We start from the raw sequence: 11,384 nt of genomic DNA on the forward strand, positions 1-11,384 counted from the left end.
CCGATGAAGAGAGCACCATCGTACTGGTTGCGTGGAAATTTCCAAGGGCAACCCGCTCGCAATCGAGGTTGCATCACAGTTGCCCAGAGGTACTTCGGTACAACCCGGCCGGCCTGATAGAATGCGCGGCCATTCGCCTTTTCCAGCCCCAGCATGTCCCGACTCAATCCCCGGCAGCAGGAAGCCGTGAACTACGTCGGTGGTCCGCTTCTGGTGCTCGCCGGCGCCGGCTCCGGCAAGACCAGCGTGATCACCCGCAAGATCGCCTACCTGGTGCAGCAGTGCGGAATCCGCGCGCAGTACATCGTCGCGGTGACCTTCACCAACAAAGCCGCGCGCGAAATGAAAGAGCGCGTCAGCACCCTGCTGCGTGGCGGCGAAGGCAAAGGCCTGACCGTCTCCACCTTCCACAACCTCGGCCTGAATATCATCCGCAAGGAGCACGCGCGCCTGGGCTTCAAGCCCGGGTTCTCGATCTTCGACGAGTCGGACATCAAGGCGCTGCTGACCGACATCATGCAGAAGGAATATGCCGGGGACGATGGCGTCGACGAGATCAAAGGCTACATCGGCAACTGGAAGAATGACCTGATTCTGCCCGAGGAGGCGCTGGCCAAGGCGCGCAACCCGAAGGAGCAGACCGCCGCCGTCGTCTACCTGCACTACCAGCGCACGCTCAAGGCGTACAACGCGGTGGACTTCGACGACCTGATCCTGCTGCCGGTGAAGCTGTTCCAGGACAACCCCGACATCCTGGAAAAGTGGCAGAACCGCGTGCGCTACATGCTGGTGGACGAGTACCAGGACACCAACGCCAGCCAATACCTGCTGGTGAAGCTGCTGGTCCAGCATCGGGCGCAGTTCACCGTGGTCGGCGACGATGACCAGTCGATCTACGCCTGGCGCGGTGCGCGGCCGGAAAACCTGATGCAGCTGAAGGAAGACTTCCCTTCGCTGAAAGTGGTGATGCTGGAGCAGAACTACCGCTCCACCAGCCGCATCCTCAAATGCGCGAACATCCTCATCGCCAACAACCCCCACGTGTTCGAGAAGCAGCTGTGGAGCGAGATGGGCGTGGGCGACCCGATCCGGGTGATCCGTTGCCGCAACGAGGATGCCGAGGCTGAGCGCATCGCCATGGAAATCCTCACCCTGCATCTGCGCACCCAGCGGCCGTACAGCGAGTTCGCCATCCTCTACCGGGGCAACCACCAGGCCAAGCTGATGGAGCTCAAGCTCCAGCACCATCAGATTCCCTATCGGCTGTCCGGCGGCACCAGCTTCTTCGGCCGCCAGGAAGTGAAGGACCTGATGTCCTACTTCCGCCTGCTGGTGAACCCGGACGACGACAACGCCTTCCTCCGCGTGATCAACGTCCCGCGCCGGGAAATCGGTTCGACGACCCTGGAGAAGCTCGGCAATTACGCCACCGAGCGCGGCGTCTCGATGTTCGCCGCGTGCGACGAGATGGGCCTGTCGGAGCATCTCGACAGCCGCTTCACCGACCGCCTGCAGCGCTTCAAGCGCTTCATCGACGGCGTGCGCCAGCAATGCGCGCAGAACGATCCGATCGCCGCCCTGCGCAGCATGGTGATGGACATCGACTACGAAAACTGGATCCGCCAGAACGCCTCCAGCGACAAGGTCGCCGAGTTCCGCATGGGCAACGTCTGGTTCCTCGTCGACGCGCTGAAGAACACGCTGGAGCGCGACGAAGAAGGCGGCATGACCATCGAGGAAGCCATCGCCAAGCTGGTGCTGCGCGACATGCTCGAGCGCCAGCAGGAGGAAGAGGAAGGCGCGGATGGTGTGCAGATGATGACGCTGCACGCCTCCAAGGGCCTGGAGTTTCCCTACGTCTTCATCATGGGCGTGGAGGAGGACATCCTTCCCCACCGCTCCAGTATCGAAGCCGACACCATCGAAGAGGAACGCCGTCTGGCCTACGTGGGCATCACCCGCGCGCGGCAGAACCTGGCCATGACCTTCGCCGCCAAGCGCAAGCAGTACGGCGAAATCATCGATTGCTCCCCCAGTCGCTTCCTCGAGGAACTGCCCCAGGAAGACCTGGAATGGGAAGGCATGGACGACGCGCCAGTGGAGGTGAAGGCCGCGCGCGGCAACACGGCCCTGTCGGACATCCGTGCCATGCTGAAGAAATCGTAATCAGAAGACACCCCGGCGAAAGACCGGGCATACACATATGAGGGTACAGGCGTGGAAGCGCTGAAACAGAAGATTCGTGAAGAAGGCATCGTACTGTCCGAGCAGGTACTGAAGGTCGACGCCTTTCTCAACCACCAGATCGATCCGCGCCTGATGCAGCAGGTGGGCCATGAGTTCGCCGAACGCTTCAAGGGCCAGGGCATCACCAAGATCGTCACCATCGAAGCCTCGGGCATCGCCCCTGCAGTGATGGCCGGTCTGGAACTGGGCGTGCCGGTGATCTTCGCCCGCAAGTTCCAGTCGCTGACCCTTAAGAACGACCTGCTGATCTCCAAGGTGTTCTCCTTCACCAAGCAGACCGAGAGCACCATCGCCATCTCGGCCAAGCACCTGACTGCCGCTGACAACGTGCTGGTGATCGACGACTTCCTCGCCAACGGCCACGCCGCCAAGGCGCTGATCGACCTGATCCAGCAGGCAGGCGCCAGCGTCGCCGGTATCGGCATCGTGATCGAGAAGTCCTTCCAGGAAGGCCGTGCCCTCCTGCAAAGCGAAGGCTACCGGATCGAGTCCCTGGCGCGCGTTGCCTCGCTCGCCGACGGCAAGGTCACCTTCGTCGATTGATCCGCGAACGGCCCGAGATGCTGTAGGGGCGAATTCATTCGCCAAACAGGACGAAGTCCTGCCGTAGGTTGGGTCGAGGTACGAGACCCAACAATGGAGGGTCGAATGTTGGGTTTCGCTTCGCTCTACCCAACCTACGCAAGCGGCTCGTCATGGTGTGGGAGTGATTTCAATCGCGATGCAGGACGAAGTCCTGCCGTAGGTTGTGGCTGAGCCCACGAAGCCCAACGGGCGTGTTCAGTTGGTATCGTTGGGCTTCGCAGAGCTCAGCCCAACCTACCGATCCGAGGAGTCGCGAATGAATTCACACAGCGCTCCCGGACTGCGACAACAGGTCGCAGCGAGCAGGCACAAAAAAGCCGCCCTTGGGCGGCTTTTTCATTGATGGCGGCGCTATTACAGGCCGGACATCTTCTTGATGGCGCCTTTCAGCTCATCATCGGTGCAGTCAGCGCAGGTGCCCTTCGGCGGCATGCTGTTGATGCCGGTGATGGCCTTGGCCAGGATGCCGTCGAGGCCGCCCTGGTGGTCAGCACGCTCTTTCCAGGCAGCGGCATCGCCAATCTTCGGCGCGCCGAGAACGCCAGCGGTGTGGCAGGCGCCACAGTGCTTGGCAATGATGTCGTCCGGCGTACGCGCACCGCCGCCAGCAGCGGCTGCTACGGCGCCAACACCTTTGCATTCCTGACCCTGGACGCAGACCTCGCCCACCGGCTTGATGCGCTCGGCAATGGCGTCGTCGGTCGCGGCCTGGGCACTAACAGCCCACAGGGCCAATACGGCAGCATGGGCCGCCAGCATCTTCTTGATTAGGTTCACCCTTACACCCTCATCGTGGCTAGTATCGCCCGCGGCCACGGTTTCGCGAGCGGGCGCAAGTATATACGGTTAGTCCGCCACGCTGAAACAACGCAACTTGTCGCAGGGAAATGTCCGTGGCGGTTATGGAATTCAGAAGTTCGCCGGCGTGGTCGCACTGATCAGGCGCGCCGGAGCATCGAAGGGATTGCGGAAGCGGTGCGGCTTGCTGCTTTCGAAGTAGTAGCTGTCGCCAGGCTCGAGGACGTACACCTCGCTGCCGATGGTCAACTCCAGGCGACCTTCCACCAACATGCCGGCCTCTTCGCCGTCATGGGCGTACATCTCATCGCCGGTGTCGGAACCCGGCGGATAGGTCTCGTCGAGGAATGCCAGGGCGCGGCTCGGATGGGCCTTGCCCACCAGCTTCATGGTGATGGCACCGCTGCAGATATCGGTGAGTTCGGATGCCCGATAAACCACCTGGACCTGGTTTTCCTGCTCGAGATCAAGGGAGAAGAACTCCACCAGCGACATGGGAATGCCCCCCAGCACCTTCTTCAGCGAGCTGATTGAAGGGCTGACACTGTTCTTCTCGATCATGGAAATCGTGCTGTTGGTGACACCCGCGCGCTTGGCGAGCTCACGCTGGGACAGGCCTTTCAGCTTACGGATGGCTTGCAGTCGAACGCCGACGTCCAATGGCGGGATCCTCCTTGGGGATCAGGGGTAGTCACGGTCGCCGTATCATGGCAACAGCGTTCAGTATTTACAACACTTCGGCTGTGGATCCGGGACGAACTTTGCCCTCTCCAGGTGAGAACCGGAGATCGTCGGAGAAAACGCGTTGAATATCGGCGAAATGATCAAGATAACTATCACTTCGCCGAAGAATCAGGATCAGCTGTAGACGAGCGGTACGCGGCGCAGGTTGCAGAAGATCTGATAGGGAATGGTGCCGGCATGGGCCGCCACATCACTGGCCAGAACCTCCTTGCCCCAGAGCTCGACACGGCTGCCCAGGCCTGCGTCGGGCAGATCGGTGAGATCGACCGTGAGCATGTCCATGGAGACCCGACCAATGAGGCGGCTCGGCTGCCCGTCGATGCTCACCGGCGTACCGGTGGGCGCGTGGCGCGGATAACCATCGGCGTATCCCATGGCGACGACGCCGACGCGGGTCGGGCGCTCGGTGACGAACTTCGCGCCATAGCCAACCGGCTGTCCAGCCGGCAGTTCACGTACGCTGATGATCTTCGATTCGAGGGTCATCACCGGCTTCAGACGCTCCGCCAGGGCGTGCGGCTGCTCGAAGGGAGTCGCGCCGTAGAGCATGATGCCGGGGCGCACCCAATCGCTCGGCACCTGCGGCCAACCCAGCACGGCCGGTGAGTTGCGCAGGCTGACCTCGGCCTCGAGTCCGGCGCGGGCCTGTTCGAATACCGCCACCTGCTCGACGCTGCTGGTGCAATCCAGCTCATCGGCGCGAGCGAAGTGGCTCATCAATACGATCTTCTCGACCTTTCCACTCGCCTGCAGGCGCTGCCAGGCATCACGGTACTCAGCCGGATGCAGGCCAACGCGGTGCATGCCCGAATCCAGCTTGAGCCAGACGGTCAGCGGCTTGTGGAGATTGGCGCGCTCGATGGCGTCCAGCTGCCAGCCGGAGTGCACCACGGTCCAGAAATCGTGTTCCTGGATCAGCTCCAACTCCTCGGCCTCGAAGAATCCTTCCAGCAGCAGGATCGGCTTGCGGATACCCGCCGCGCGCAATTGCAGCGCTTCCTCGATGCAGGCCACGGCGAAACCGTTGGCCTCGGATTCCAGTGCCTGGGCGCAGCGCACCGCGCCATGGCCATAAGCGTCAGCCTTGACCACGGCGAGGGCCTTGGCGCCGCTGACTTCGCGGGCGAGGCGGTAGTTGTGGCGCAGGGCTTCGAGGTCGATCAGGGCACGGGCGGGACGCATGGCGAGGGCTTCTTCTAATTGATCGGGTGGAAAAAACCCGGCGCGAACGCCGGGCTGAGCAAGAAACTTAGGGAAGAGCGGCGACGACCGTCATTTCCACGAGCACGTCGGGCGAGTACATCTTCGCCTCGACGCAGGCACGGGCCGGAGCGGCGCCCTTCGGCACCCAGGCATCCCACACCGCGTTCATCGCGGCATAGTCCGCCTCCATGTCCTTCAGGTAGATGGTCACCGACAGGATGCGACTCCTGTCGGTACCTGCCTCGTCCAGCAGCGCGTCAATGGCGGCCAGGGTTTCGCGAGTCTGCTGGCCGACACCCGCGCTGTGCTTCTCATCCAGTTGGCCGGCCAGGTAGACGGTGCCGTTGTGGATGACGATTTCGCTGTAGCGGGTTTCAGTGCGCAGGCGCTGGATTGACATTGCTCGGGGTCTCTTTGGAATTGCCGTAGCGGAAGATGTCCAGGCCTTCTGCGCTGATCTGCGGACGCTTGCGCGCCATCAGGTCCGCGAGCAGACGGCCGGAGCCGCAGGCCATGGTCCAACCCAGGGTGCCGTGGCCGGTATTGAGGAACAGGTTGCGGAACGGAGTGGCGCCGACGATCGGGGTGCCGTCCGGAGTCGCCGGGCGCAGGCCAGTCCAGAAGATCGCCTGGGACAGATCGCCACCTTCCGGGTAGAGGTCGGCGGTGATCATTTCCAGGGTGTCGCGGCGAGCCGGATTCAGGTCCAGGTTGAAACCGGTGATCTCGGCCATGCCGCCTACACGGATGCGGTTGTCGAAGCGAGTGATGGCGACCTTGTAGGTCTCGTCGAGAATGGTCGAGGTCGGAGCCATGGCCGGATTGGTGATCGGCACGGTCAGCGAATAACCCTTGAGCGGATAGACCGGAGCCTTGATGCCGAGCGGCTTGAGCATTTGCGGGGTGTAGCTTCCCAGTGCCAGCACGTAGCGATCTGCGGTTTCCAACTTGCCATCGATCCACACGCCATTGATGCGGTCGCCAGCGAAGTCCAGGCCTTCGATGTTCTGGCCGAAGCGGAATTCCACGCCCAGCTTCTCCGCCATTTCGGCGAGGCGGGTGGTGAACATCTGGCAGTCGCCGGTCTGGTCGTTGGGCAGGCGCAGGGCGCCGGCCAGCTTGTGCTTGACGTTGGCCAGGGCCGGCTCGACGCGGGCGATGCCGTCACGGTCGAGCAATTCGTAGGGCACGCCGGACGCTTCGAGCACGGCGATGTCCTTGGCGGCGGCGTCTACCTGGGCCTGGGTGCGGAACAGTTGGGTGGTACCGAGTGCGCGGCCTTCGTAGCTGATGCCGGTCTCAGCGCGGAGCTCGTCGAGGCAGTCACGGCTGTACTCGGACAGACGCACCATGCGCTCCTTGTTCACCGCATAGCGGGCGGCGGTGCAGTTGCGCAGCATCTGCGTCATCCACAGGTACTGGTCGATGTCGCTGGTGGTGCGAATGGCCAGCGGCGCGTGCTGCTGCAGCATCCATTTGACGGCCTTCAGCGGCACGCCGGGCGCCGCCCAGGGCGATGCATAACCGGGGGAAACCTGGCCAGCGTTGGCGAAGCTGGTTTCCATGGCCACAGCGTTCTGGCGGTCGACCACGACCACCTCGAACCCCGCTTGGGCCAGGTAATAGGCGCTAGTCGTACCGATCACACCACTGCCAAGGACCATCACTCGCATGTCTGTCTCCATTCGCAACGGGGATTCCGCTGCGTTTGTTATTTTGAGCGTCATTGGCGCGAAGTATAGGGAGACAAACGCAGTGATATTCACTATATAGATAGCTATATTTGGCGATAATTCTCGGCAGAATGCGCTTAAGCGGAGGGGCATCCACCATGCGCACCCAGCATCAATCCCGTCGTGAACTGGACAAGATAGACCGGAATATTTTACGAATCCTGCAGGAAGACGGCCGGATCTCCTTCACCGAGCTGGGCGAACGCGTGGGGCTTTCCACTACGCCCTGCACCGAGCGTGTGCGCCGCCTGGAGCGCGAGGGCATCATCCTCGGCTACAACGCGCGGCTGAACCCGCAGCACCTGAAGGCCAGCCTGCTGGTATTCGTCGAGATCAGCCTGGACTACAAGTCCGGCGACACCTTCGAAGACTTCCGACGCGCCGTACTCAAGCTCCCCCACGTACTCGAATGCCACCTGGTCTCGGGCGATTTCGACTACCTGGTGAAAGCCCGAATCAACGAGATGGCCTCCTACCGCAAGCTGCTCGGCGACATCCTGCTGAAGCTGCCACACGTGCGTGAATCCAAGTCCTACATCGTCATGGAAGAAGTGAAAGAGTCACTGAACCTGCCGATCCCCGACTGATTTGTTACGAGCGTTCCGAACCCCTTGGCACAGTTCGGGGGTTCGCCTTATCCTGCCCGGGCGTAAAATTTTCCAAACAACAAAATCAGGATTTCGCACATGAACGCCCGCGTTCGCATCCCGGTGCATACCGAACACCACGCCCCCTCCTATTACGCAGCGACCGCCAATCGGCGCGTCGATTACCCGCCCCTGGCGGGAGAGGAGGTGGCCGACGTGTGCATTGTCGGTGGCGGTTACTCCGGGCTGAACACGGCGATCGAACTGGCCAAGCGCGGTCGTTCCGTGGTGTTGCTGGAATCCCGCCAGATCGGCTGGGGCGCCAGCGGGCGCAATGGCGGGCAGCTGATTCGTGGCGTCGGCCATGGCGTCGAGCAGTTCGAGTCAGTGATCGGCGCCGAAGGCGTGCGCTCACTCAAGCTCATGGGTCTGGAAGCAGTGGAGATCGTCCGCCGCCGCGTCGAGGAGTTCTCCATCGACTGCGACCTGACCTGGGGCTACTGCGACCTTGCCAACAAGCCGCGCGACCTCGCCGGCTTTGCGGAAGACATGGAAGAGCTGAAAGGCCTCGGCTACCGCCATGAAATGCGACTGCTACAAGCCCATGAAATGCGCAGCGTAGTCGGCTCGGACCGCTATGTGGGCGGCCTGATCGACATGGGTTCCGGTCACCTGCATCCGCTGAACCTCGCCCTGGGCGAGGCCGCTGCCGCGCATTCCCTCGGCGTGCGCCTGTTCGAGCATTCCGCGGTCACCCGCATCGACTACGGCCCCGAAGTGAAGGTGCATACCGCCCGTGGACACGTCCGCGCCAAGACCCTCGTGCTGGGTTGCAACGCGTACATGAACAACCTCAACTCCACCCTCGGCGGCAAGGTGCTGCCCGCCGGCAGCTACGTGATCGCCACCGAGCCACTGTCGGCCGAACTCGCCCGTGAACTGCTGCCGCAGAACATGGCGGTCTGCGACCAGCGCGTGGCGCTGGATTACTACCGGCTCTCCGCCGACAACCGCCTGCTCTTCGGCGGTGCCTGCCACTATTCGGGACGTGACCCGGCGGACATCGCCGCCTACATGCGACCGAAGATGCTCAAGGTGTTCCCGCAATTGGAGAACGTGCGCATCGATTACCAGTGGGGCGGCATGATCGGCATCGGCGCCAACCGTCTACCGCAGATCGGCAAGCTGCCAGACCAGCCCAATGTCTACTTCGCCCAGGCCTATTCCGGTCACGGCGTGAACGCCACCCACCTGGCTGGCCAACTACTAGCCGAGGCCATTTGCGGCGAGCAGAGCAATGGTTTCGATGTCTTCTCCAGGGTCCCGCACATCACCTTCCCGGGCGGCCGCCACCTGCGTTCGCCGCTGCTGGCACTCGGGATGCTCTGGTACCGAATGAAGGAAGCGGTGGGGGTCGTCTGACTATCCCGTGGGAGCGAATACCTTCACGAGACAAGGGCCGCACATGCGGCCCTTGTCGTCTCAGTCGGCGACCGCTTCGGCGCCGTCGTCGAATAGTTCGCGGGTCCAGGCCAGCCAGACGAACCCCGCAGCGCCCAGGGCCATCATCAGCGGCAGCGCATGGCCACTTATCCACTGGCTTGCGGCGCCGGTTACCAGAGGCCCGATCAGGCAGCCAACCCCCCAGAGCTGGGCGATATGAGCGTTGGCCCGTACCAGCTCGTCATCCCGATAGCGTTCACCGATCAGGATCAGCGCCAGGGTGAAGAGGCCGCCTGCGCTGGCCCCGAACAGCACCCAGATCGGCCAGATCAGCGGTGTATGAAGCAATAGCGGAATGGCCAGGCTACTCCCCAGTAGCGCGACGCCACAGATGCGGAACAGGCTGAGGCGGGACATCCGGTCTGCCAGCCAGCCAATGGGAAGCTGCAGCGCGGCATCACCCACGACCACCACGCTGGCCATCAACAAGGCCACTTCCTGGGTGAATCCCTGACGCAGGCCATAGATCGGCAGCAAGGTCAGCATCATCGCTTCAAAGGCGGCGAACAGTACGACTGCCCAGGCAATGGTCGGTAGACGCGTGCAGAAGGACCAGAGCCCGCGACCCGACGCGCTATGGGCATCGACGCTGGGGGCGCCGGTACGGCCGAGCAACAGCAGCGAACCACCCACCAGCAGCCCGGTGCCGGTCCAGAAGCCGAGATCGTTGCCGGTGCCGATTGCCGCGAGCAGCAACGGGCCGGACAGTTGGCTCAGGGCGTAGCCGGTGCCATAGAGTGCCACCAGGCGGCCGCGCCACTCTTCCACTGCCAATTGGTTGATCCAGCTTTCACCGAGGATGAACACCACCGTCAGGGCGACACCGATCAGCAACCGCAGCAATAACCAGACGGGATAAACCTGGACCAGCGCCAGCAAGCCCACGGACAAGGCGCCCACGAGCAGGCAGAGCTGCATCAGGGTCGTGGTGCCGAACCGCGCTGCCAGCCGTCCGGCGATCACAGCACCGAGCAGCACGCCTACTGCCGGGGTCGCCGCCATCACACCGATGGCGAAGCTGTCATAGCCCCAGCTCTCCAGCCGCAGCGACACCAACGGCATGGTCACGCCCAAGGCGAGGCCGATGCTGATGACCGCGCCGCACACCGCGAAATAGGTTCCCCAACGCATCGCCGATGTCCTCCCTTTCCTTGTCGGGCAAAGCAAAAACGGCCGGGTTCCATTACTGGAAACCCGGCCGCAGGCGTGGCTCCTAGAGCCGGCCCCTCGATTTAGAGGGGCGGACCTCAATGCACTGTCAGAGCTTGATCCAGGTGGCTTTCAGCTCGGTGTACTTGTCGAAGGCATGCAGCGACTTGTCGCGGCCGTTGCCGGACTGCTTGAAGCCGCCGAAGGGCGCGGTCATGTCGCCGCCGTCGTACTGGTTGATCCACACGCTGCCGGCGCGCAGGGCCTTGCCGATCAGGTGAGCGCGGGACAGATTGCTGGTCCATACCGCTGCGGCCAGGCCATAGATGGTGTCGTTGGCGATGGCGACGGCTTCTTCTTCGCTGTCGAAGGCGATGACCGAGAGCACCGGGCCGAAGATCTCTTCCTTGGCGATGCGCATGGCGTTGCTCACGCCGTCGAAGATGGTCGGCTCGACGTAGGTGCCGCCGGTCTCTTCCAGCACGCGCTTGCCACCGGCCACCAGCTTGGCGCCGTCGTCATGGCCAGCCTGGATGTAGGACAGAACGTTGTTCATCTGGGTGGTATCCACCAGGGCACCGACGTTGGTCGCCGGGTCCAGCGGGTTGCCCGGTTTCCAGGCCTTGATCGCCTCGACCACCATGGGCACGAACGTGTCCTTGATGGAGCGCTCCACCAGCAGGCGCGAACCTGCGGTGCAGACTTCACCCTGGTTGAAGGCGATGGCGCCAGCAGCGGCTTCGGCCGCGGCCTGCAGGTCAGGGGCGTCGGCGAAGACGATGTTCGGGCTCTTGCCGCCGGCTTCCAGCCAGACGCGCTTCATGTTGGATTCGCC

General features: G+C 62.9%; 11 protein-coding genes. 4 read left to right on the top strand and 7 right to left on the bottom strand.

Going from position 1 to position 11,384, the window contains the following annotated elements; genetic code table 11:
- Window positions 1–153: 153 nt before the first annotated feature.
- Both rep and E8E95_RS27720 read left to right on the top strand, forming a co-directional pair.
- Window positions 154–2,166: a DNA helicase Rep gene (rep, locus tag E8E95_RS27715; protein ID WP_280355419.1), complete on the top strand. Its 2,013-nt coding sequence runs from the start codon at window positions 154–156 to the stop codon at window positions 2,164–2,166.
- Window positions 2,167–2,217: 51 nt separating this feature from the next.
- Window positions 2,218–2,790, top strand: coding sequence for a xanthine phosphoribosyltransferase (locus E8E95_RS27720; RefSeq protein ID WP_151138365.1), 573 nt, complete (start codon window positions 2,218–2,220; stop codon window positions 2,788–2,790).
- A gap of 396 nt (window positions 2,791–3,186) precedes the next feature.
- On the opposite strand, the gene E8E95_RS27725 is transcribed toward E8E95_RS27720, so the two are convergent.
- The 5 genes from E8E95_RS27725 to dadA all read right to left on the bottom strand — a co-directional run bounded on the left by E8E95_RS27725 (window position 3,187) and on the right by dadA (window position 7,250).
- On the bottom strand, window positions 3,187–3,609 hold the full coding sequence (locus E8E95_RS27725; RefSeq protein WP_077525550.1) for a c-type cytochrome: 423 nt from the start codon (window positions 3,607–3,609) through the stop codon (window positions 3,187–3,189).
- Window positions 3,610–3,741: 132 nt separating this feature from the next.
- Window positions 3,742–4,290 (bottom strand): cupin domain-containing protein, encoded by a 549-nt coding sequence (locus E8E95_RS27730; RefSeq protein WP_077525549.1) that lies wholly within the window; start codon window positions 4,288–4,290, stop codon window positions 3,742–3,744.
- 198 nt (window positions 4,291–4,488) lie between these two features.
- The gene (gene alr, locus E8E95_RS27735) at window positions 4,489–5,556 is read right to left on the bottom strand and encodes an alanine racemase (RefSeq protein WP_280355420.1); all 1,068 of its coding nucleotides are present in this window, start codon (window positions 5,554–5,556) and stop codon (window positions 4,489–4,491) included.
- Window positions 5,557–5,623: 67 nt separating this feature from the next.
- Entirely contained in the window at window positions 5,624–5,977 is a 354-nt protein-coding gene (locus tag E8E95_RS27740; RefSeq protein ID WP_077525547.1) for a RidA family protein, read from the bottom strand.
- Window positions 5,952–7,250, bottom strand: coding sequence for a D-amino acid dehydrogenase (gene dadA / locus E8E95_RS27745; RefSeq protein WP_280355422.1), 1,299 nt, complete (start codon window positions 7,248–7,250; stop codon window positions 5,952–5,954). Before dadA ends, E8E95_RS27740 begins: the two co-directional genes overlap by 26 nt.
- Window positions 7,251–7,408: 158 nt before the next feature.
- Here dadA and E8E95_RS27750 point away from each other — a divergent pair, with 158 nt between their 5' ends.
- Together E8E95_RS27750 and E8E95_RS27755 are read left to right on the top strand one after the other, a co-directional pair.
- A complete protein-coding gene (locus E8E95_RS27750; protein ID WP_016495366.1) occupies window positions 7,409–7,897 on the top strand; it encodes an Lrp/AsnC ligand binding domain-containing protein in 489 nt (162 codons plus the stop codon).
- A gap of 99 nt (window positions 7,898–7,996) precedes the next feature.
- Window positions 7,997–9,319: an FAD-binding oxidoreductase gene (locus E8E95_RS27755; protein ID WP_280355423.1), complete on the top strand. Its 1,323-nt coding sequence runs from the start codon at window positions 7,997–7,999 to the stop codon at window positions 9,317–9,319.
- Window positions 9,320–9,379: 60 nt separating this feature from the next.
- Here E8E95_RS27755 and E8E95_RS27760 read toward each other — a convergent pair whose 3' ends face one another.
- Window positions 9,380–10,531: an MFS transporter gene (locus E8E95_RS27760; RefSeq protein WP_280355425.1), complete on the bottom strand. Its 1,152-nt coding sequence runs from the start codon at window positions 10,529–10,531 to the stop codon at window positions 9,380–9,382.
- A gap of 127 nt (window positions 10,532–10,658) precedes the next feature.
- Window positions 10,659–11,384, bottom strand: a 726-nt coding sequence (locus tag E8E95_RS27765; protein ID WP_280348954.1) for an aldehyde dehydrogenase family protein, incomplete at its 5' end; no start/stop codon positions are given.

Origin of the sequence: Pseudomonas sp. BN414 (genome assembly GCF_029871275.1) — a bacterium.
Classification (GTDB): domain Bacteria; phylum Pseudomonadota; class Gammaproteobacteria; order Pseudomonadales; family Pseudomonadaceae; genus Metapseudomonas; species Metapseudomonas resinovorans_C.